At 65.0% G+C, this 22279-nt stretch carries 20 protein-coding genes; 5 read left to right on the top strand and 15 right to left on the bottom strand.

Features of this window, described 5'->3' with window-relative positions:
* Window positions 1-27: 27 nt before the first annotated feature.
* Window positions 28-1926, bottom strand: a complete 1899-nt coding sequence (locus V6B08_RS13545) for a ribonucleoside-diphosphate reductase subunit alpha (RefSeq protein ID WP_440588826.1) — start codon at window positions 1924-1926, stop codon at window positions 28-30.
* A 713-nt stretch (window positions 1927-2639) separates the two neighbouring features.
* On the opposite strand from V6B08_RS13545, the gene V6B08_RS13540 reads away from it, so the two are divergent.
* From V6B08_RS13540 to V6B08_RS13525, 4 genes are all read left to right on the top strand, one after another.
* Window positions 2640-6113, top strand: coding sequence for a coiled-coil domain-containing protein (locus V6B08_RS13540; protein ID WP_341981738.1), 3474 nt, complete (start codon window positions 2640-2642; stop codon window positions 6111-6113).
* Window positions 6113-6970: an HTD2 family dehydratase gene (locus tag V6B08_RS13535; RefSeq protein ID WP_341981736.1), complete on the top strand. Its 858-nt coding sequence runs from the start codon at window positions 6113-6115 to the stop codon at window positions 6968-6970. Before V6B08_RS13540 ends, V6B08_RS13535 begins: the two co-directional genes overlap by 1 nt.
* A 15-nt stretch (window positions 6971-6985) precedes the next feature.
* Entirely contained in the window at window positions 6986-7423 is a 438-nt protein-coding gene (locus V6B08_RS13530; protein ID WP_341981734.1) for a PaaI family thioesterase, read from the top strand.
* 173 nt (window positions 7424-7596) lie between these two features.
* Window positions 7597-7887, top strand: a complete 291-nt coding sequence (locus V6B08_RS13525; RefSeq protein ID WP_341981732.1) for a GIY-YIG nuclease family protein — start codon at window positions 7597-7599, stop codon at window positions 7885-7887.
* A gap of 110 nt (window positions 7888-7997) precedes the next feature.
* On the opposite strand, the gene V6B08_RS13520 is transcribed toward V6B08_RS13525, so the two are convergent.
* From V6B08_RS13520 to V6B08_RS13510, 3 genes are read right to left on the bottom strand one after another with little or no spacing between them, the layout of a single operon-like run.
* Window positions 7998-8324: an AzlD family protein gene (locus V6B08_RS13520; RefSeq protein WP_341981731.1), complete on the bottom strand. Its 327-nt coding sequence runs from the start codon at window positions 8322-8324 to the stop codon at window positions 7998-8000.
* Complete coding sequence (locus V6B08_RS13515) at window positions 8317-9039, bottom strand: AzlC family ABC transporter permease (protein WP_341981729.1); 723 nt, start codon at window positions 9037-9039, stop codon at window positions 8317-8319. Before V6B08_RS13515 ends, V6B08_RS13520 begins: the two co-directional genes overlap by 8 nt.
* 58 nt (window positions 9040-9097) lie before the next feature.
* On the bottom strand, window positions 9098-11224 hold the full coding sequence (locus tag V6B08_RS13510) for a methyltransferase domain-containing protein (RefSeq protein ID WP_341981726.1): 2127 nt from the start codon (window positions 11222-11224) through the stop codon (window positions 9098-9100).
* 336 nt (window positions 11225-11560) lie between these two features.
* On the opposite strand from V6B08_RS13510, the gene V6B08_RS13505 reads away from it, so the two are divergent.
* Entirely contained in the window at window positions 11561-12502 is a 942-nt protein-coding gene (locus V6B08_RS13505) for a dihydrodipicolinate synthase family protein (protein ID WP_341981725.1), read from the top strand.
* A 47-nt stretch (window positions 12503-12549) separates the two neighbouring features.
* Here the strand turns inward: V6B08_RS13505 and V6B08_RS13500 are convergent, their stop codons facing one another.
* From V6B08_RS13500 to lysS, 11 genes are all read right to left on the bottom strand, one after another.
* Window positions 12550-13002: a MaoC family dehydratase gene (locus V6B08_RS13500; RefSeq protein WP_341981723.1), complete on the bottom strand. Its 453-nt coding sequence runs from the start codon at window positions 13000-13002 to the stop codon at window positions 12550-12552.
* A gap of 2 nt (window positions 13003-13004) precedes the next feature.
* A complete protein-coding gene (locus tag V6B08_RS13495) occupies window positions 13005-13472 on the bottom strand; it encodes a MaoC family dehydratase (RefSeq protein WP_341981721.1) in 468 nt (155 codons plus the stop codon).
* Between the two features lie 9 nt (window positions 13473-13481).
* On the bottom strand, window positions 13482-14582 hold the full coding sequence (ychF, locus tag V6B08_RS13490) for a redox-regulated ATPase YchF (RefSeq protein WP_341981719.1): 1101 nt from the start codon (window positions 14580-14582) through the stop codon (window positions 13482-13484).
* A 1-nt stretch (window position 14583) separates the two neighbouring features.
* Window positions 14584-15222 (bottom strand): aminoacyl-tRNA hydrolase, encoded by a 639-nt coding sequence (pth, locus tag V6B08_RS13485; RefSeq protein WP_341981717.1) that lies wholly within the window; start codon window positions 15220-15222, stop codon window positions 14584-14586.
* Window positions 15223-15291: 69 nt separating this feature from the next.
* Entirely contained in the window at window positions 15292-16020 is a 729-nt protein-coding gene (locus V6B08_RS13480) for a 50S ribosomal protein L25/general stress protein Ctc (RefSeq protein WP_341981715.1), read from the bottom strand.
* A gap of 110 nt (window positions 16021-16130) precedes the next feature.
* Window positions 16131-17063, bottom strand: coding sequence for a ribose-phosphate pyrophosphokinase (locus V6B08_RS13475; RefSeq protein ID WP_341981713.1), 933 nt, complete (start codon window positions 17061-17063; stop codon window positions 16131-16133).
* Window positions 17064-17156: 93 nt separating this feature from the next.
* The gene (locus tag V6B08_RS13470) at window positions 17157-18020 is read right to left on the bottom strand and encodes a hypothetical protein (RefSeq protein ID WP_341981711.1); all 864 of its coding nucleotides are present in this window, start codon (window positions 18018-18020) and stop codon (window positions 17157-17159) included.
* Between the two features lie 96 nt (window positions 18021-18116).
* The gene (gene pgeF / locus V6B08_RS13465; protein ID WP_341981709.1) at window positions 18117-18884 is read right to left on the bottom strand and encodes a peptidoglycan editing factor PgeF; all 768 of its coding nucleotides are present in this window, start codon (window positions 18882-18884) and stop codon (window positions 18117-18119) included.
* Window positions 18881-19930 carry a class I SAM-dependent methyltransferase gene (locus tag V6B08_RS13460; RefSeq protein WP_341981707.1) on the bottom strand — a complete coding sequence of 350 codons (1050 nt, stop codon included), beginning with the start codon at window positions 19928-19930 and terminating at the stop codon, window positions 18881-18883. The genes pgeF and V6B08_RS13460 overlap by 4 nt, the downstream gene beginning before the upstream one ends.
* Window positions 19911-20726 (bottom strand): prolipoprotein diacylglyceryl transferase, encoded by an 816-nt coding sequence (gene lgt, locus V6B08_RS13455; protein WP_341981705.1) that lies wholly within the window; start codon window positions 20724-20726, stop codon window positions 19911-19913. Before lgt ends, V6B08_RS13460 begins: the two co-directional genes overlap by 20 nt.
* Window positions 20726-22234, bottom strand: a complete 1509-nt coding sequence (gene lysS / locus V6B08_RS13450) for a lysine--tRNA ligase (protein ID WP_341981703.1) — start codon at window positions 22232-22234, stop codon at window positions 20726-20728. Before lysS ends, lgt begins: the two co-directional genes overlap by 1 nt.
* Window positions 22235-22279: the final 45 nt, after the last annotated feature.

Below are 22279 nucleotides of genomic sequence, written 5' to 3'. Positions count from 1 at the left end.
CTCGGCTGCTAAATTGTTTCCCGCTGCTTACTGGCAGGCGAGGCATTCCTCGTAATTCACCGCCTCGCGCGGGCCACCGCCGGCCTGGGCCATTTCCAGCGGCAGTTCGGCTTCCACCACTTCGCCCTGCGGACGCTCGCCTTCGTTGATACGGCCGACCACCGGGATCGCCATGGTCATCACCGTGGCCGGTGCCGTTGCCGGCATCGCCTGGCCGGAAATAACCGTCTGGCCGGAAACCTTCTCGGCGCGCTGGATCGACAGCGAGCGGCAGTAATAGAGGCTCTTGACGCCCTTCTTCCAGGCCTGGAAGTGGATCTGGTGCAGATCGCGCTTATGCACGTTGGCCGGCAGGAAGATGTTCAGGCTCTGCGCCTGGCAGATATAGGGCGTGCGGTCGGCGGCGAGTTCGATCAGCCAGCGCTGGTCGAGTTCGAACGCGGTCTTGAACACCGCCTTGTCGTCGTCGCTGAGGAAATCGAGATGCTGCACCGAGCCGTCGTTGACGGTGATCGACGACCAGGTTTCCTCGTCATTCTTGCCATAGGTCTCCAGCACCTTCTCCAGATGCGGGCTGCGCACGCTGAAGGAGCCCGAGAGCGTCTTGTGCGTATAGGCATTGGCGACGTTCGGCTCGATGCCGGGCGAAGCGCCGCCGGCGATGATCGAGATCGAGGCGGTCGGCGCAATCGCGATCTTGTGCGAGAAGCGCTCCATGATGCCGTATTCGGCGGCATCGAGGCAGGCGCCGCGCTCTTCCGCCAGGGCGCGCGAGGCGGCGTCGGCCTGTTCCTTCACATGCTTGAAGATGGTGCGGTTCCACACCTTGGCCATCACGCTTTCCCACGGCACGCCATTGGCCTGCAGGAAGGAGTGGAAGCCCATCACGCCAAGGCCCACCGAACGCTCGCGCATCGCTGCGTAGCGGGCGCGGGCCATGCTGTCCGGCGCGGTCTTGATGAAATCTTCCAGCACGTTGTCGAGGAAGCGCAGGCAATCCTCGATGAAGTTCGGCGCGTCCTTCCAGTCATGGAAGTATTCGAGATTGAGCGACGACAGGCAGCAGACGGCGGTGCGCTGCTGGCCATGCTGGTCGATGCCGGTCGGCAACGTGATCTCGGAGCAGAGATTCGAGGTCTTCACCCGCAGGCCGGCCAGCTTGTGATGCTCCGGCAGGGCGCGGTTCACATGGTCGATGTTGACGATGTAGGGCTCGCCGGTCTCGATGCGGGCGGTGAGGATGCGGATCCACAGCGCGCGGGCCGACACGGTCTTCTGCACCGTGCGGTCATGCGGGCTGAGCAGGGCCCATTCCTCGTCCTTCTCCACCGCGCGCATGAAGGCATCGGAGATCAGCAGGCCGTTATGCAGGTTCAGCGCCTTGCGGTTCGGGTCGCCGCCGGTGGGGCGGCGGATCTCGATGAATTCCTCGATTTCCGGGTGGTCGACCGGCAGGTAGACGGCGGCCGAGCCACGGCGCAGCGAGCCCTGGCTGATCGCCAGCGTCAGGCTGTCCATGACACGGATGAACGGAATGATGCCGGAGGTCTTGCCGTTCTGACCGACCTTTTCGCCGATCGAGCGCAGGTTGCCCCAGTAGCTGCCGATGCCGCCGCCGCGCGCCGCCAGCCAGACATTCTCGTTCCACAGGCCGACGATGCCATCCAGGCTGTCATTGGCTTCGTTCAGGAAGCAGGAGATCGGCAGGCCGCGATTGGTGCCGCCGTTGGACAGCACCGGAGTTGCCGGCATGAACCAGAGCTTGGAGATGTAGTCATACATCCGCTGGCCATGGGCGGTGTCGTCGGCGTAGTGGCTGGCCACGCGGGCGAACAGATCCTGGTAGCTCTCGCCAGGCAGCAGATAGCGGTCGTCCAGCGTCGCCTTGCCGAAATCGGTCAGCAGGCGGTCGCGCTGGCGGTCCATCTCGATGCGAATGCCACGTTCGGTCTGCAGCGTGTTCAGCACGGTTGGTTCCCCTTTCTAATTCCGCCTGGCCGATTCAGAATCAGCCCCCCAGCGCAAAATGCGATGTCGTTTTTGCTGGATCAGCCAGCACTAAATCTAGATCTTGTGTCCGTCGATGAGTGCACCTTGCCGCGCTCACCCTACTTGGCTTGAAAAACCGGCTTTCCGGGTTTTCAGGCTGTCGCGGCGCCCCACACGGCACATCCCCGACGAACACTAGATATGGTAGCCACTCTTAACGGACCGTCAACAGGATGTGTGAAACATTCCTGCAAAAAATCCTGTTGACCACAACGCCGATGCGTGGGCGAGCCCATTTTACTGCGTGTCGCTGCATTCTCGGCAGTGCAAAATCATGGTCATGTGGATGCAGTGAAAGCCGGGGATAAGATCAAGATTTGGGAAAAATGCACCGCCAGGGCGAGCCGTTACACCCGTGGCGCTCGCTGGGCTTGCCGGATTTATCCACAGGGCGAAACAGGCGCAGGTTGCCCAAAATGAATCGGCCTTCCGGCGGCCTGCCCGCCGGCCATTAACCCCATCTGCTCACCAGCCATTAACCATTGCCCCCTAGGGTGCAGGATAGGCAGACCTGTGCAAGTTGTTGCGCGGCCGTGATTTGGTGCTTCAATGGAGCAGCCGAAATCCGGCAATGGCGGGGAGATTCTGGCATGCTGATCAAACATCCGCGGGCAGACATGGCGGCGGCGGCGCAAGCGGCGGCGTCGCAGGGCGCGCATGACCGGGCGGAGGCCGAGGCCAACGAGCTGATCGGCCTGCCGAAACTGGAGCGCCAGCGCCGGCTGCTGGTGATGATCGGGGCCGGCATCAGCCTGTTCTGGCTCGCGCTCTGCGCCAGCTACATCCAGATTTCGATCGGCTGGGGCAATCTGTGGCAGGCGTTGCCGCATGAGATCGGCGCCTTCATCGCCGGTGTTGCCGCCCCGCTGGCCTTCCTGTGGCTGGCGCTGATGAATCTGTGGCGCGGCACCACCGTGAAGCAGCAGGGCGCCGTGCTGCACCAGATCCTGCTCGACCTGACCTATCCGACGCCGGAAGCCGAACGCCGCGTCTCGGCTTTGGCCAACGCCCTGCGCCGCCAGTCGCGCGAGATGGAAGAGGCCGCCCAGGGCGCCACCGACAAGGTGATGCAGCTTGGTCAGGCCATGGCCAGCCAGCAGGATGCGCTGGTCGGCACCGTGCAGAATATCGATGCCGCCATCGCCGAACGCGCCAAGGATCTGAGCCGCACGCTCAGCAATGCGCAGAAGCAGATCATTGCCGTGGCCGACCAGCTTTCCGGCGAACTCGATGGCACCGTGAAGGGCATTGCCGGCCGTTTCGAGGAACAGTCGGGTGTGCTGCTGAGGGCCGCCGAACAGGTCGGCCAGGAAGTCGAGGCCAAGGTTTCCGGCATCGGCCACACTGTCACCACCCAGGCGCAGGTGCTGCTGCAGGCCGCGGATGTGATCGTGCGCGAGGTCGAGACGGCGCGCGGCATCTTCCAGGGCAAGGCGCAGGAAATCAGCCGCATCACCTCGTCGATCCAGTTCCAGAACGACCGCGTCGATGAACTCTCGCGCAAGCATGGCGAATTGATGGATGCCGCCGTGCAGCGCGCGGCGGAAGTGGCGCAGGCGATTTCGGCGCAGCTTGAGCAGAAGATCGCCGCGCTGGAGCAGGCGGTGCTGCGCGCTTCCGGCCAGGCCGAGCAGATCGGTTCCAGCTTTGCCGATACCGCGCACAAGCTCACCTCGGCTGCCGAACTCACCGTCGTCCGCGCCCAGACGGCGGGCGAGAGCTTCGGCCGCGAAACCACCTCCTTCCAGTCGGCGACCAAGCGCGCCATCGAGACGGCGGAAGCCGCCGGCACCGTGCTGCGCGAACGTATCCGCGAGATGGAGCAGACCACGTCCACCGCCATCACCCGGCTGCGCGATGTCGGCGAGGTGGTGCGTTCGGAAGTCGGCCAGCTCGACGACCAGGGCGGCCGCGTTGCCGAACGGCTGCGCAATGCCAGCGACGACATGCGCACCCGCACCCAGGCGCTGGAGACTGCTGCCGCTGCCGCCAGCCGCCAGGCCGAAACCTTTGCCGAGACCGCGACCCAGGCCGAGCAGCGCCTGCGCCTCACCGGCGATCTGGTGCGGCATCAGACCGACCAGCTTGGCCATGCCGCCGAACTGGCGGATCAGCGTTTCGCCGCTGCCGGCGATACGCTGCGCCGCGAAGGCAACAACCTGACCGCCACGCTGCAGCAGCTTGCCGACAAGGCCTTGCAGATCGGCGATGCGATGCAGAGCCGCGCCCAGGCGCTGGACCATGCCGCGTCCTCGGCTTTGGGCAAGGCAGGCCAGGCCGACGAGATCATCAAGCACCGCGTCGAGAGTCTGGCGCAGGCCGGCCGCGAAGCCATTGCCATGGCCGCCAGCGTGCAGGAGACCATGACCCAGGCCAACCTGCTGCTGGCCCAGGCAACGCAGCGCAGCCACGAGCAGGTGGGCGAGGCCGGTGGCCTGCTGCGCCGCCACGCCGAGATGCTGGAAGAGACAGTGGGCGATATCACCAAGCGCCTGGCCGATACCGGCAGCGAAGTGCGCGAGCAGGTGGATGGTCTGGATCAGGCAGCGCAGCGCACCGCGCAGCGCCTGCGTGCCGCCGGCGACAGCGCCGGCCAGGATGCACTGCAATTGCAGACCGCCGCCGAACGCGCGGCGCAGCGCCTGCACCAGGTCTCGGAATCCGCCCAGGTGCAGGCCCAGGCGCTGTCCGCCAGTTCGGAACGCGCCGCCATGGAAGCCCAGCTTGCCGGTTCCACCGCCCAGGCCCGTGCCCGCGATCTTTCCGACCTGTCGCAGCGCGTTGCCGAGGCCATGGTGCTGCTGGCCGAGCGCGCCGATGCCCAGAGCGTGTCGCTGGTCAATCTCAGCGCCAAGGCCAAGGACGAAGCCGAGGCGCTTGGCGCCACCGCCGAACGCGCCAAGGCCAATCTCGACATGGCCGGCGAAACCGCCAAGGCGCGCAGCGAGGAATTGTCCGACGCGGCGCAGAATGTGGTGGGCCGCACGCTCGATCTGCGCGACACCATTCACGACCAGGCCGAAGCGCTCACCGATCTGGCGCGCGAACTCAACCGCCAGGCCGAGACCATCCGCGAGAACTTCCGTGGCCGCGTGCAGGAACTGGCGGAAGCCTCCGATACCGCCGCCGCCAAGACCGCGCATATCGGCGACAGCCTGCGCCGTCAGGCCCACGAAGTCGCCCGCGTCTCCGACGAAGCGGTGGCACGTGTTGCCCAGGTCGGCACCACCTTCGATGCCCGTGCCCGCGAGATCAACCTGGCGGTGGGCACCGCCTCGGGCCGTATCGACGATGCCTCTGAGACGCTGCGCAACCGCACCCGCGAACTGGCCAGCGTGGTCGAGGATGCGATGAAGCAGACCGACCGCATGAGCGACGGTTTTCGCCGCCATGCCGACGACGTGGATGCCCGCGCCGGCCGCGCTTCCGAGAAGGTGGCCGAGATCAACGAGCGCCTGTCGCGCACCGCGACGGAATTCTCCGCCGTTACCGACCGCGCCACGGCGCGCGCCGCCGAGACGGCGGAAGTCCTGTCGAAGCGCGCGCAGGAGCTTTCCTCGGCCGCCGCCAAGGCCGCAAGCGAGGCGGCTGCTGCCGAAGCCAGCCTCAAGGCCGATGCCGCAGCCCTGGCCGAAGCCGCGCATACCGCCAGCGTGGAGGCGGAAGCCTTGCGCAAGGCCACCGCTGCCTTCCGCGGCGAGCAGTTCCTCAAGACCGCCGCCTTCATCACCGGGCATCTGAACTCGCTGGCCATCGACATCACGCGGCTCTTGAACCGCGACTTGTCGGAAGACCTGTGGCGCCGCTACTACAAGGGCGAGCGCGGCCTGTTCACCCGCAAACTGATCGACCAGCGCGACCTCGACAAGATCAAGTCGAAATACGAGAGCGAGAGCGAATTCCGCGATTATGTTGATCGTTACTTGGCCGAATTCGAGCGCGTGCTGGCCGGTGCCAAGGGCGTGGAGCATGAAGAATTGCTCACCTCCGCCTTCGTTACCGCCGATATCGGCAAGGTCTACCTGCTGCTGCGCGAAGCGGTCGGCAAGATCCGCCATAGCTGATGCCGCTGACCGACTGGATCGGGCGCGAGGAGAGCGCCACGGATGTGCTGCGCTCGGAGCCGGTGCGGGCGCTGGAAGCAGCACTCGACCGCGATGGCGCCGCTTATACGGCGGGCACGGCGATGCCGCCCTTGCGCCACTGGCTCAGTTTCTGGGTGATCGCGCCGCGTTCCGGCCTGGGCCGCGACGGCCATCCCAAGCTTGGCGGCTTCCTGCCTGATGTCGGCGCCCATTGGGGCCGCCCGGCACGCCGCATGTGGGCCGGCAGCCGGCTCGACTTCCACCATGACCTGCCGCTGGATCAGCCGGCCACGCGCCGCGCGGTGATCGAGGCGGTGAGCGAGAAGCATGGCCGCAGCGGCGGCCTGGTGTTTGTCACCGTGCGGCAGGACATCAGCGATGCCTCGGGCCGCCTCTGCGTCACCGACCGGCATGACATTGTGTATCGCGAGGATGGCAACAGCCAGACCGTGCCCGAGCCGGCCCCTGCGTCGATATCGGGGGATCAGCAGCATGAACAGGCTTTCCTGGCTGATGCCACCTTGCTGTTCCGCTATTCGGCGCTGACCTTCAACGGCCATCGTATTCACTATGACCGCGACTATGCCCGCGAGGTGGAAGGCTATGGCGGCCTGGTGGTACATGGGCCGTTGCTCGCCACCTTGCTTTGCGATTTCGCCCGCGCGCTCAGGCCGCAGCAGGCGATGGCTCGATTCAGCTTCCGTGGCCGCCGCCCGGTGATCGATGGTCAGGGCTTCACGCTCTGCGCCAAGGATGCCGCCGATGGCGGCCTGGCCTTGTGGATCCGCGACCATGAAGGCATGCTGGCGATGACCGCCGAGGCGGCTTTCTCATAAGCGGGTAGCGCTGGAATGGATGATTTCGTACCGCCGCAGGGTTTTGATCTGCTGGCCATCAAGAGCGGCTTTGTCGGCCTGATCGGCCCGTTCTACCTGCGCCGCAATGGCGATGAATTCGTCTACGGCTTCAAGACCGTGGAGCATCATGGCAACGTCAACGGCGTGATGCATGGCGGCGTGCTGTTCGCTTTCGCCGATACGATCTGCGGGCAATACATCATCGCCAATCTCGGCCGCGTCTGCGCCACGGTGTCGATGACCTCGAACTTCTTCAGTTCGGCCAATCCGGGTGCCTGGGTCGAGGCGCGGCCGCGCATCGTCAAGGCAACGCGCTCGCTGTGCTATCTCACGGTGGAACTCACCGCCGGCGATACCCCGGTCTACAACGCCAACGCCATTTTCAAACTCTTCGGCCCCGCCGCCGGCCACGCCTCATCGACGGGCGTGTGATTGAGAACTGAAATGGGGCCCCTGTAAGCGCGCGAACGCTGAAAGCGTTCGTGGGCGCACAGGCCCGAAGGGCCGGCGCGAGGGTGACAAGATTGTGGGGCGGGGTTAGGCTGTAACACTGCTTTTCTTCTTTTTTAGTCATCCTCGCGGAAGCGAGGATCCCATTTATTCCAATGACGACAGGCTGGGTCTACATCGTTACCGATAAGCCGTATGGCACGCTGTATATTGGCGTGACCAGTGATATGGCGCGCCGTGCCCATGAGCACCGCGAAGGCTCGATCGAGGGTTTCACCAGGCGCTATGGTCTGAAGCGGCTGGTATTCGTGGAGGCTCACGAAGACATCGGTTTGGCCATCGAGCGCGAGAAGCGGCTCAAACAATGGCGCCGGGCCTGGAAGATCGACCTGATTCAATCAGCCAATCCGGAATGGCGTGATCTCTATGACGATCTGTTGCGCTGAAATGGGACCCTCGCTTCCGCGAGGGTGACGAAAATAGAAAGCAACGAAGAATTTTTGAGTCATTCCCGCGGAAGCGGGAAGCCCATTTTCAGCCTGAAATGTTGTGAAAATCACCCCAATACGGCGCGCAGGGTCGCCACCACGGCGACGCCGGCCAGCGCGCCGACCATGTCGCGGCCGGTATAGCGCATGGTGAGGAAGGCGGCGGCGAAGCCGCCGATTTCCGGCCAGCCGGCCTTGATCGCCACCGGCGCCAGGATGGCGCCCATGATCGCCATCGGGATCGATTGCAGCCAGGCTTCCACCCAGGGGCTCGGCTTGACGAAGCGCATCATCCAGAAGCCGCTGGCGCGGCAGAAATACGACATCGCGGCCATGGCGAAGATGGCGAGCAGGGCTTCTGTCGAGATCAGCCCAAGTATCATTCCCTCAGGCATCGGCTGACGCCCGCTTGCGGGTTTTCCAGAAGGCGCCGAACACGCTGCCGGCAATGGCGCCGATCACGATATACCACTGCCCCGGAATCACCTGCGCCGCGAGGATGGCACTGCCGCCGCCGACCAGCAGCGGCCAGGCATCGTCGCGGCCTTTCCACATCGCCACCGCCATGGCGGTGCAGAAGGCGGTGAGCAGGAAGTCGAGGCCAAGGGATTTTGGCGAGCCAAGCAGGCTGCCGGCGAGATAGCCCAGCACCGTCCCGGCGCACCACACCAGATACTGCGTCGCGCCGCTGCCGAACAGGAAGCCGCCTTCCAGGTTGCCCTGGGCATGCATGCGCATCGCCATGATCCAGTTGCCGTCGCCGAGCATGAACAGGCTGGCATAGGCATGGCTCGTCGGCATGCCGGCCAAGGCCGGGCGCAGCGAGGCGCTCATCAGCACATAGCGCGCATTCATGGCGAAGATGGTGGCCAGCATGGCCAGGATCGGGAAGGGCGCATGCCAGAGCTGCAGCGTTACTACTTGGCCTGAGCCGGTGAACAGCAGGGCACTCATCAGGAAGGCGGCGGTGAGGCCGGTTTCCGCCGTGCGCGCCAGCACGCCGAAGGCCACGGCATAGATGAATACGCCGGGCACCAGGCCGGCGGAAACGCGGGCGCCTTCCAGCGCGCCGCGCCAGGTCAGCCGGAGAGGTTGCGATGTGGTGGTCATGACAGCGACTGTGGCGCCAGAATCGGCAGCGATGAACGGGAAGCGGAGGATGCCGCTGCTAGACCCGCTTGTCGAGCCAGAAGCGGAAGCAGTTGGCGAACAAATTGGGATGCCGGCGCTCATACTCGGCCCAGTGGCTCAAGTTCACCGCCTGGGGATCGTCGGGGTAATCCGCGAGATAGTCGCGCAGGATATTCTGATCGGTGAAATCGAAGCCGAGGAAACGCAGCCCGGCATCGCGCGCCAGGTCGCCAAGCTGTTCCGGATAGTAGCGATGCTCCTGGCGATGGAACACCAGGTCGCGGAAATCGGGCAGGTTGTAGAAGGCCGGCGATTTGCGCAGGCGCGCATAGAGTTCGGCATCCAGCTGCGGCAGGTCGATGCGGAAGCGGCGGATGTCGTCGGGCGTATCGGCATAGCCATGCTTGGCGATGAGCTGGCGCGACAGCACCACATCGCGGCGGGCGACTTCGCTGTAGAGCCCGAGCATCATGTAACCATCGGGCTTGAGCAGCATGGTGAGCTGCTTCAGGCCGGCCAGCGGGTCGCGCATGTGATGCAGCACGCCGAAGGATTCAATGATGTCGAAACGCCGCGGCAGTTGCCCCAGCTTGAGAATGTCGGCCTGGGCGAATTCGATATTCTTGTAGCCGAGTTCCTGGGTCTTGCGCTTGCCATAGGCGAGGCTGGCGCGGCTCAGGTCCACCGCCAGCACCTGGGAATTGCCGTAATTGGTCGCGGCGAGAATGGCATGCTGGCCAGTGCCGCAACCGGCAACCAGCACATCCGGTCGGTCGACGCTGATGCCAGGCAAGCGCCGTAATGGCAGCACTGAACGAATGACCTGTCCGACCGAGGCATTGAAGCCGATGATCGGCTGGTTCCAGCGCGGGAAGGGGCTTTCCTCATACATCTCGCGCACGAACTGGCTGGTGGCATCCTCGATCGGCGTTGCGTTCGGCATGCTGGCGGCCAGTTCGCGCTCATAGAGCGGTTCGTCGAGCTGTACGCGGCGCAATTCGCTGATTACCCCCGGCCAGCGCAAAGCCGCCAGGGCGGCGGCATCGGCGCGGCGGTAGATCGGGCGATAGCAGGCATACAGCGCCAGCAGGCTGGCACCGGGCAATTGTCCCGCGGCGACAACGGCGCTGATCTGCTGATCCAGCAGTGCCAGGCGTTCGCGTTCCGCCGCCGTCTCCGGGTCTAGGTAATCGGCATGGAAGTTGCGCGCCGCCAGTGCATCGAGCCAGGCGGCATGCGTTTCCAGGGCTTCCGGCTTGGCCAGCGCCAGCCACAGCGCGGCGCGGCGCAGCACCGCGCAGAGCGTTTCAAGGCGGGAGTCCACCACCTCGCCATAGCGCAGCCAGCGCAGCAGCACGTCGTTGTCGCCGAGCTTGGGAAACTGTGGTGAATCCATCAGCCGGGCAAGCAGTTTCGGTTGCTGCTCCATCACACCGAACAGCGACAGGATGGCGCCATCGAGCAGCAGCGTGCCCTCGACGATGCCGGTAAGATCGCGCGGCGACACGCCGGGCTTGCCGATCAGCGGCATCACCGTGGCGAGCAACGCCGGGTTCGGCTGCTTGAGGCGCCATTTGCGCAGGCTGCGGGCATAGAGGATGCGATAGAGCGGGTGATCCGGCCGTAGCTGCAGCGCCTGCTGATAGTAGGTCAGCGCCACATTCGGCTTGCCGAGAGCGCCTTCGATAGTGCCGAGGCGGAAGCGGATTTCGGCATTATTCGGATTATGCTGCTTGCCCATGCGCAGCGCGCCGCGCGCGCTTTCCAGGTCATCCAGGCGCTTATAAACATCGGCCAGCATCATGTATGCTTCGGCGCTGGTATTGTTGAGGCCAAGCGCCACGCCGACGCTCTGCTTGGCGCCTTCGGCATCGCCGAGGCCGAGCAATGCCTGGGCCAGCGTGATGTGATAATTCTCGTAATGGAAATCCAGGGCGATGGCCTGGCGCGCCAATTCTTCCGCCTTGGCCAGGTCGCCGCGGGCCAGCGCGATATGGGCGCGGGCATGCACCGCATCGGCCATGCCGGGTTCCTGCTCCAGGATCGACGCGATCAGCCTTTCCGCTTCCTCGTGGCGCTGCTCGTTCACGGCCTTGAGGGCGGCCTTCAGCAGCGGCAGCAGATGGGCCTTGGCGGCGAGGGATTCGGGCGAGGGGAGTGGCATTTTGCTTTGCAACGATAAGGGGCGAAGGGCTAGGGTCCGGACTCATTCGGGACAGGCCCGGGATTGGCCAGGGAGGGCCGCCGGTTAGGAGCAAATCGCAGCGCGTAGTGGGACTACGGGCAAGATTTGCGACGACATCCGGCGGCCCTCCCTGGCCAATCCTTGCGGGCGCTGTGCTTTTCTTGCCTGGCGTTGCCGAAAACCCTCACCGATGCCCCACATCGCTTTCGGCTTTTCTCCTAGCCAGGCAAGAAAATCACAGCGTCACGGGCCTGTCCCCAATGGGTCCGGACCCTAACCTGAAGCCAATACTATCGCCCATGGGGAGTAAACGAAATGAAAACGAGCCCGGTGACGCCCGCCGACCTCAGCCGCTCGGTGATCGCGGTACCGCCGCTGGCACGGCATGGCGATTTCAGCCTCAACGAGGCCGCCAACGCGGCCCTGATCCGGCATCTCGAAGCCGGTGGCGTGCGCACCCTGATGTATGGCGGCAATGCCAATTTCTACAATATCGGTTTAAGCGAATATGAGCGCGTGCTGGACTTCCTGGAAGCGACGGCGGGACCCGATACCTGGCTGCTGCCGTCCTTCGGCCCGGATTATGGCCGGCTGATCGACCAGGCGAAGATGCTGCGCCCACGCCGGCTGCCCACCGCCATGGCCTTGCCGATGACCTTTCCGATGACCCCGGCCGGTGTCGCGATAGCGCTGCGGCGTGCCGCCGAGGCGTTAGCCAAGCCGATCGTGGTCTATATCAAGTCGGATAACTATATCGATCCGGCCGAACTTGCCCGGCTCGACCGCGACGGCCTGCTGGTCTCGGTGAAATACGCCGTGGTGCGCGCCGATACGCTGAACGACAATTACCTCCGCGCGATCCTGCAGCAGATCGACAAGTCGAAGGTGGTGAGCGGCATCGGCGAGCGGCCGGCAATCCAGCATCTGCGGCATTTCGGCCTGGCCAGCTTCACCTCCGGTTCGGTCTGCCTCAGCCCGCGCGGCTCGATGGCGATGCTCAAGGCGATCCAGCGCGGCGACGATGCCGCTGCCGAAGCATTGCGGGCGCAGTTCATGCCGCTGGAGGATCTGCGCGATGAAATCAACCCGATCCGCGTGCTGCATGATGCGGTGTCGCTCGGCGGCGTTGCCGATACCGGACCGATGCTGCCGATGCTCACCGGCCTGAACGAGGCGGAGGCCGCCCGCGTGGCGCCTGCAGCCCGGGCGCTCAGAGCCTGGAACGAGGAACTCGGCGCGGCGCGCGCGGCGGAGTAGGGGGGGCGGCATGAGATGCGCGGACTTGATCCGCGCATCTTCGGCAATTAGGCCGCGGGCGGGTTGCGGAAACGCATCAGGCCGATGCTGATCATGGTCATGATCAGTTCGTTGTCCTGATTGAACACCTCGATCAGGAAGCGGCCCGAGCCGATGCCGGGGCGGCTTTTCGATGGCGTCTTTTCCTGGCAGGTGAGGCGGGCGCGGATGGTGTCGCCCGGCCGCACCGGCTTCTTCCAGGTCAGGTCATCGAAGCCTGGCGAGCCGAGGCTGGCTTCGACATTGACGGCGGAATCGACGATCAGCCGCATCACCGTCGAGGCCGTGTGCCAGCCGGATGCGACGAGCTGGCCGAAATTCGAACTCTTCGCTGCCTCCGGGTCGATATGGAAGGGCTGCGGGTCGAATTGCCGGGCGAAGCGGATGATGGCTTCCTGGGTGAAGGTATAACTGCCGGTATCGCGCGGCTTGCCGATTTCGACATCCTCGAAATACTGCATGCTCAACCCTCCGCCTTATTGGCTGCGGCTGGCTTGCGGCGGCCATACATGCCCTTGCCGCGCATGGTCAGCACCATCTCGCCGTTCTGATTGCGCATTTCATAGAGCGTCGAGATCACGCCACGGTCGGGCTTGGATTGCGACGGCTTCACCGCCGTCACGATGCCGCGCAGATGCAGCGTGTCGCCCGGCCGCACCGGGCGGACCCAGCGCAATTCATCGATGCCCGGCGAGCCCATGGAGGTGGAACCTTCCAGGATGTTGTCCACCATCATGCGCATCATCAGGCCGGCGGTATGCCAGCCCGAGGCGATGATGCCGCCATAGGGCGTCTTGGCCGCCGCCTCGCGGTCGATATGGAAGGGTTGCGGATCGTATTCCCTGGCGAAGGCGATGATCTCTTCCTCGCTCACGGTACGCGGCGGGAATTCGGTCACCTCGCCGACAGTGAAGTCGTCGAATGTGCGCATGCTCTACTCTCAGGCATTGAAGCGGAAATGGAACACATCGCCATCTTGCACGATGTATTCCTTGCCTTCCAGCCGCATCTTGCCGGCCTCGCGGGCACCGGCCTCGCCCTTGCCGGCGACGTAATCGCCATAGGCGATGGTCTCGGCGCGGATGAAGCCTTTCTCGAAATCGGTATGGATCACACCGGCGGCTTCCGGCGCCTTGGCGCCCTTGCGCACCGTCCAGGCGCGGGCTTCCTTCGGCCCGACGGTGAAGAAGGTGAGCAGTTCGAGCAGCGCGTAACCGGCCTTGATCACGCGGGCGAGGCCGGTTTCGGCCAAGCCGAGATCGCCGAGGAAAGCCTGCTTCTCTTCATCCGAATCAAGCTGCGCGACTTCGGCCTCGATGGCGGCGGAAATCACCACGCAGCCGGCACCCTGCTTGTCGGCCATGGCCTTCACGCGGGCAGAGAAAGCATTGCCCTCGGCAGCGGCGGCTTCCTCGACATTGCAGACGTACAGCACTGGCTTCGAGGTCAGCAGCATCAATTCCTTGTAGATCTTCTTCTCATCATCGGCCGGCTGCACGCTGCGCGCCGGCTTGCCATCGCGCAACGCCACCAGGATGCGCTCGATCAGCGCCACGCGCGCCTTGGAATCCTCGTCGCCCTGCTTCGCCTTCTTGGTCAGGCCATCGACGCGCTTCTCCAGGCTGTCGAGATCGGCCAGCATCAGTTCGGTCTCGACGGTTTCGGCATCGGCCACCGGATCGACGCGGCCTTCGACATGGGTGATGTCGCCATCCTCGAAGCAGCGCAGCACATGGCAGATCGCATCCACTTCGCGGATATGGGCGAGGAACTGGTTGCCCAGGCCTTCGCCCTTGGAGGCGCCGCGCACCAGGCCAGCGATATCGACGAAGCTCAACTGCGTCGGGATGATCTTCTGCGAATTGGCGATCTTGGCCAGCACGTCCAGGCGGTCATCGGGCACGCCGACCAGGCCGGTATTCGGCTCAATCGTGCAGAACGGGTAATTCGCGGCCTGCGCGGCGGCGGTCTGCGTCAGGGCGTTGAAGAGAGTCGACTTGCCGACATTGGGCAGGCCGACGATGCCGCATTTGAAACCCATCTTACTGTTCCTTCGGTTTCGCGCCCTTGAGCGGATTCTTCGGGGGAGAATCCTTCTTGGGCGGATCGTTTCTGGGCGGCGTCAGTTTCAGCGCCACCTTGTTCATGAAGCCGACATCGTCGCCGCGCGCCAGCGCGGGAGCGGCATCGGCGATGGCCTCGAGCAGCGGATTGAGCCAGTCCTGCTCTACCTTGGAGAAATTCTGCAGCACGAAGCCGAGTACCTGCTCCTTGCCGGGATGGCCGATGCCGAGCCGCACGCGGCGGTAATCGGCGCCGATGGCGGCATCCACCGAGCGCAAACCGTTATGGCCGGCATGGCCGCCGCCCAGCTTCACCCGCAGCTTGCCCGGCGCGAGATCGAGTTCGTCATGCAGCACCACCACCTGGGCTGGCGGCAGCTTGTAGAAATGCGCCGCTTCGCCCACCGACTTGCCCGACAGGTTCATGTAAGTCTGCGGCTTCAGCAGCAGGGTCTTGATGCCATCCAGCACGCCTTCGGCCAGTTCGCCCTGAAAGCGCTTGCGGAACGGCGCGAAATTGTAGCGCTCGGCGATGGCATCAATGGCCATGAAGCCGATGTTGTGGCGCTGTCGCTGATGTTCGGGGCCGGGGTTGCCCAGGCCGACGAGGAGCAGCATCGGGCAGTCCTGAGCGGAATGGCAAAGATGAAGACCGGGCGGCGCCGAGGCGCCGCCCGGGATACGCGATTACTTCTTGCCAGCCGGCTTGGCGGCCGGAGCCTTGGCGGCAGCAGCCGGGGCCTTGCCAGCAGCAGCGGCCGGAGCCTTGCCAGCGGCAGCAGCCGGAGCCTTGCCACCAGCGGCAGGCGCGGCAGCAGCGGCTTCGGCCTTCGGCTTCTCTTCCTCGGCCTTGGTCGGCGGCGCGATGGTCGCAACGGTGAAGTCGCGATCCTGGATCACCGGCTTCAGGCTGGCATCCAGGTTAAACGCGCTGATATGGATGGAATGATTGATTTCCATGCCAGCCAGGCTGATCGAGATGTTTTCCGGGATGCTTTCCGGCGAAGCGTAGAATTCGACTTCGTGGCGCACGATGTTCAGCACGCCGCCGAGCTTCAGGCCCGGGCTGGCTTCCATGTCGCGGAACACCACCGGGATGAAGACGCGGATCTTCGAATCCTTGCCCACGCGCTGGAAATCGACATGGATCGGCCGGTCGGTGACCGGGTCGAGCTGCACGTCGCGGGCCAGCACGCGCTCGGACTTGTCGCCGAGCTTGATGTCGAACAGACGCGAGAAGAAGCTGCCCTTGTGCAGTTCCTTCATCAGTTCGCGGTTTTCGATGGAGATCAACTCCGGGGTCTTCTTGTCGCCATAGATGACCCCCGGCACGTGGCCCTTCAGCCGCGTTGCACGGGCGGTCCCCTTGCCGGCCCTCGACCGCGCTTCAGCGGCGATCGTCGTTACTTCACGCATGATACACTCCTCATTGCGCTTGTTGTCCACGATCCGGGCCTCATTGCCCGAACCGTTTCCGACGCCGGCCTCCAGGGGTGCCGCGCGCCGAAACTCTGAAACTCAAACCGTCAGTCGAACAGGCTCGAAACCGAGCTTTCCTCGCTGATGCGCCGCATCGCTTCGCCGATCAGCGGTGCGATCGACACCTGGCGGATATTGCGCGCCAGGCGCTGCGCCTCGGTGGCGAGGATGCTGTCGGTGATCACCAGGCCTTCCAGCTCGCTGGCGGTGACACGCGCCACCGCGCCGCCGGAAAGCACGCCATGGGTGACATAGGCATAGACCGACTTGGCGCCATGCTTCTTCAAGGCTTCCGCCGCGTTGCACAGCGTGCCGGCGGAATCGACGATATCGTCCACCAGGATGCAGCGCCGGCCTTCCACGTCGCCGATGATGTTCATCACTTCCGACACGCCGGCGCGCTCGCGGCGCTTGTCCACGATGGCCAGGTCGGCATCCAGGCGCTTGGCGATGTTGCGCGCCCGCACCACGCCGCCGACATCGGGCGACACCACCATCAGGTCATCGCCCTGCAGATGCTGCTTGATGTCGGCGGTAAGCACCGGGCCGGCCATCAGGTTATCGGTCGGGATATCGAAGAAGCCCTGGATCTGGCCGGCATGCAGGTCCAGCGTCAGCACGCGGTTGGCACCGGCGGCAGTGATCAGGTTGGCCACCAGCTTGGCCGAGATCGGCGTGCGCGGACCCGGCTTGCGGTCCTGGCGGGCATAGCCGAAATAGGGGATCACGGCGGTGATGCGGCGGGCCGAGGAACGCTTCAGCGCGTCGATGCAGACCAGCAATTCCATCAGGTGGTCGTTGGCCGGATAGCTGGTCGACTGGATGACGAACACATCCTCGCCGCGCACGTTCTCGTGGATCTCGACGAACACTTCCATGTCGGAGAACCGGCGCACGCTGGCCTTGGCGAGCGGCACGCTGAGGTAAGCGGCAATGGCTTCCGCCAGCGGACGATTGGAATTACCCGCCAAAACCTTCATCGATGCGCCTGTGTTGGAATCCTGGGGAGGAAAAAATCGCGCGGACTATAGCGGCGCGGACGGCCCCTGTAAACCGCGAAAAATCCATTTTTATCAGCGCTTTACGCTCTTGAGCCGGTCCAGCATGTCGCGCAGGCCATCGGCCCCGCCTTGCGCCGCCGCCTTGGCCGTATCGCCCCAGGCGCCATTCAGCGAGCCGCGCGGCACCCGGTTGGCCTGATTCACCGTGCCGAGCCGCTGGCCGTCCGGGGCAAAAAGGCTCCAGGCCAGCACCACCTGTTGCAGCCGGGGGCCGACATCGCTGACCACGATGGCGCAGTCCACCAGATAGTCGGCGGCGGCGGGGTCCGCCACCACGCGGGCGATGCCGGCGCCCTGCAACTGGTCGCGCAGCGCGGCGGCCAGGGTCTTGTTGCCGTCGCCCGGCGCGCCATCGAAGGGCAGCAGGGCCAGTTTCGGCAAAGCCGGATCGAGGGCGGCTTCGATCCGCTGGTTGCTTTCCAGCGCCTCCAGCGACTGCACCACCCGCTGCGCCATGGCGCGGGTGAGCGACAGCCGGGTGGCGTCGGACGCCTGTTGCAGCGCCTCCACTGAGAGTCCGAGCGGGAAATCCTCGCCGTTCAGCGGCGGGCTGCCGCGCCGTGCCAGTTGCCAAGCCCAGACCAGTTGCCCCTTGGCATCCTCGATCAGCGTTGAGACCAGTTCGGCGGAAGCGGCAGAGCGGACATTGGCGCTGGCCGGCCAGTCCAGCGCCACCAGCGCGGCGGCGAGCTTGGCGGCGAAGTCGCGCGGCAACTCGTCCGGCGCATTGGCCAGGGTGACGGGCAGCACATACAGGCTCTGCTCGCCCACCGGCATGGTCAGCGGCATGAGTTGGCCGGTTTCCTTCTCATCGGGCAGGAAGGGCTGCGGCAGCGGCTGGCAGGCCGCGAGCAGCACAGCCAGCAGGCAGGTCAACAGGAGGTGCGGTCTAACCAATGACACAGCTTGCCACCAGGCCGAGCAGGCAGAAGACCAGGAAGAGGAACATGTGCGGCATCCAGAGCCCCGCCCCTAAAGCAAGGCGATGGCCGAGACCTGACGGCCGTAATCGGCTTCCTTGTTCAGGGTCATGCGGCGGTAGCTGTAGAAATTCTCGGGCTCGCTGAGTGTATCGCGGCACAGATCCTCGAAAGCGATTCCGGCATTGCCGAGCCGCCGCGCCAGATAGCCCGGCAGGTCGAATTGCCAATGACCCTCGCGCTTGCCGGGGCCGAAGAAATCGGCATTCGCTGCATCAGCTGCTGTGAATTCGGCGCGGAAGGGCTCGCTCACCTCGTAGCTCTGCTGCCGGATGGTGGGGCCGATGGCCGCGCGGATATGTTCGCGCCGCGCACCAAGCTGTTCCATCGCTTCGATAGTCGCATCGGTGACGCCAGCCAGCGCGCCGCGCCAGCCGGCATGGCAGGCGCCGATCACCTGCGCTTGCGCATCGGCGAACAATACCGGCGTGCAATCCGCCGCCAGCACACCGAGCGCCACGCCGCGCTGCCGACTCACCAGACCATCGGCCTTGGGCCGCGCCGTGATGTCGTATTGCGCATCCACCACCACCACCTCGCGGCCATGCACCTGATACAGCGAGGCCAGCCCGCCGGCGCCAAGCGCGGCGGCGACACGGCGGCGGTTCTCGGCCACGTTCTCTGCCGCGTCGGCGGAGCCGGGGCCGCAATTCAGCGAGGCATAGAGGCCTTCCGACACGCCGCCGCGGCGGGTGAAGAAGCCATGGCGGATGCCGGCCAGGCTGGCAAGAACGGGGGCAGTGAGAGAGTCTGCTGTCATGGGGCGAAACCGGCAGGGGGCGGCGCATCGCGAAGCGTCAGCGCCAGGGCCTGGAAGAGTCTGCCCATGGCGGCATCGGCGGTCAACCGATGCAGGGCTCCATCGATGGCCTCGGCCTGGGCCGGTGTGGCGCGGGCTTTTAGCTGCTGCGCCCGCAGCCCGATGCCGAGCCGGTTGAGCAACGCGCCCTGGCCGATGGGTCCATGGGCATTGAGGCCGGCGCGGCGCGCGGTCTGGCCCAGGCTCTGGAAATCGACATGGGCGGTGAGGTCGACCTCGCCGGGGGTGGCCAGCGGATCGGCATAGGCATGGCCGCGCACCGCCTGGAAGCTATCGCCGAAACCAGATGTCTCCGGGCCATAGTCGATGAACAAAGCCGCGCCGCCCTGGGCCTGCAACCGCGCCGCCAGGGCTTCGATCACTGCATGGCTGGCCGGGCTGGTTTCCCAGATGCTGCCTTCCGGCGCTGTGCGCGCCAGCGGGAAGGCATCGCGGCTCAGCACGATATGCAGGCCGCCATCATCGGAGGCAGCGATGCGACGTTCGCGCCAGGCGCCATGCTGCCGCTGATATTGCTTGATCGGCAGCGCATCGAGGAATTCATTGCCGAGCACTATCAGCGGCGCGTCATCGGGCAGGGCCGCGATCTCGGCGCACCAGGTGGCGTCCGGTACCGCCTGGGCCTGCATGGCGCGCAGCTTCGGCGAGGCTTCGACGAACAGGGGCAAGAAGGGTGCCACTTTCCGCGTCGCGCGCAGCGCATCCTGCATCAGGGTGCCGCGCCCGGGGCCGAGTTCGACGAGGTAGCAGCGCGATGGTGCGCCGATGCGCTGCCAGCAATCGGCAGCCCAGAGGCCGAGCAATTCGCCGAACATCTGGCTGATTTCCGGCGCGGTGATGAAATCGCCTGCCGCGCCAATGCTCTCTCGCGTGGTGTAATAGCCGAATTGCGGATGCAGCAGGCATTCCGCCATGTAGTCACTGAGGCTGATCGGCCCTTCCGCCGCGATGCGACGCCGGATCAGTTCAAGCAGCGGCGCTGTCATCACGGCGTGCCCGGGCCATCAGCCACAGCCCCAGCAGCACCATCGGCAGCGACAGCCATTGCCCCATGGTGGTGCCGGCGATGAAGTAACCGAGCTGCTGATCAGGCTGGCGGAAGAATTCGCCGATGATGCGCGCCAGGCCGTAGCCGACCAGGAACAGGCCGCAGAGCGTGCCGGGCTTTTGCAGCGCATCGCTTTTCATCCGCACGGCATTGACCAGCAGGAACAGGATCAGGCCTTCCATCGCGGCTTGATAAAGCTGGCTCGGATGGCGCGGCTCCGGCCCGCCGGTGGGAAACACCATGGCCCAGGCGACATCTGGCGCCACGCGGCCCCAGAGTTCGCCGTTGATGAAATTGGCGATGCGGCCGAAGAACAGTCCGATGGGGGCAACGCAGGCGATGATGTCGGCGAAGGCGAACAGCTTCACGCCGCTGCGCCGGCAATAGAGATACATCGCCAGGATGACGCCGAGCATGCCGCCATGGAACGACATGCCGCCGCTCCACACGGCCAGAATCTCGGCCGGGTTATGCAGGTAGTAGAGCGGATTGTAGAACAGCACATAGCCGAGCCGGCCGCCGAGCACGACGCCGAGCGTGGCCCAGACCAGGAAGCCGTCGATCTGTTCCGGCGTCACCTTGGCATCCGGCTTGCGCGCCAGCCACATCGCCATCTGCCAGCCCAGGATCAGGCCGGCGATATAGCTCAAGGCATACCAGCGGATGGCAAACGGCCCCACCGCCACGATCACTGGATCGATGGCCGGGAAGGGCAATGCCAGCAGCGTCGGCATTACTCTTCGTCGCCAGCCGCCTCGCCGTGGCTGCGCGGGCGCAGCGTCGGGAAGGCGATCACTTCGCGGATGGTCGGCGAATTGGTCAGCAGCATCACCAAGCGGTCGATGCCGACGCCAAGGCCGCCCATCGGCATCATGCCGGCGGACTGGGCTTTCAGGAAATCCTCGTCCACCTGATGAGCTTCGTCGTCGCCGGCATCGCGCTGCGCCTGCTGCGCCTCGAAACGCGCACGCTGCTCCTGCGGGTCGGCCAGCTCGGAGAAGGCGTTGGCGATTTCCCAGGTGTTGCAGAAGGTCTCGAACCGCTCGGCGACTTCGGGCCGCTCATGGTTGGCCTTGGCCAGCGGCGAGATCGCCTTCGGCAGTTCCACCACATGGGTCGGCTGGATCAGCTTCGGCTCGACGAAATGCTCGAAGCAGGCTTCCACCAGCTTGCCCCAGCTTGGCCCGGCTTCCACCGCCTGGCGTGCCTTGGCCTGATCCGCTTCCACATTCAGGTCGAAGCCGGAATGTTCCTTGATCAGTTCCAGCATGGTGGCGCGGCGGAACGGCCGCTTGAAGCTGATGGTGTGTTCGCCGAACTGCACCTCGGTGCCGCCGGTGGCGGCAATCGCCGCCGCCTCGATGATGCGCTCGGCAATGTCCATCATGTCGGCGTAGTCGGCATAGGCCTGATACAGCTCGATGGTGGTGAATTCCGGATTGTGGCGCGGCGAGATGCCCTCGTTGCGGAAGCAGCGGTTGATCTCGAACACTTTTTCACTCAGGCCGCCGATCACCAGGCGCTTGAGATGCAATTCCGGCGCGATGCGCATGTAGAGCGGAATATCCAGCGCGTTGTGATGGGTGACGAAGGGCTTGGCGATGGCGCCGCCGGCAATGCTGTGCAGCATCGGCGTTTCGACTTCGAGGAAATCCTGCCCCGGTGCTGTAAGAAACTGGCGCACCGCCTGGATCACGCGGAAGCGCGTGCGCAACGTGCGGCGGCTGTCCTCGTTGCCGATCAGGTCATATTCGCGGTGGCGGTAGCGCTGCTCGACATTCTTCAGGCCGTGCCACTTTTCTGGCGGCGGTTCCAGCGCCTTGGCCAGCACCACGATACGGTCCAGGTCCACGGTGATCTCGCCGCGCTTGGTGCGGCGCACCTTGCCTTCCACGCCAATGATGTCGCCGAGATCCAGCGCCTTCATCACGGGTGCGAATTCGCCCTGCACCTGATCCTTGGGCGTATAGACCTGCAGCTTCACCGTATCGTCCAGGATGTCGATGAACATGCCGGAATTGCGGATCGCCATGACGCGGCCGGCGACCTTGACGCGGTCCTCGCTGCGCTCGTCGGGCTGCAGATGCGCCCAGGCATCCTGCACCGCCTGGTTCTTGTGGCTTTTCGGGAATTTCGCCGCGTTATAGGGGTCGAGACCCATCTGGCGCAGTTGCGCCAGCTTGGCTTCACGGTTGGCGCGCTCGTTACTGGCGCCGCTTTCCGGGGTGGTCTGATCGGTCACGGTCGGTCTAACTTTTCTGGCTAACTTTATCCGGCGGAATGGGCG

The sequence above is a fragment of the Ferrovibrio sp. MS7 genome (assembly GCF_038404985.1).
In the GTDB taxonomy this organism is placed as follows: Bacteria; Pseudomonadota; Alphaproteobacteria; order Ferrovibrionales; family Ferrovibrionaceae; genus Ferrovibrio; species Ferrovibrio plantarum.
This window is presented reverse-complemented; position numbering and strand designations above follow the sequence as displayed.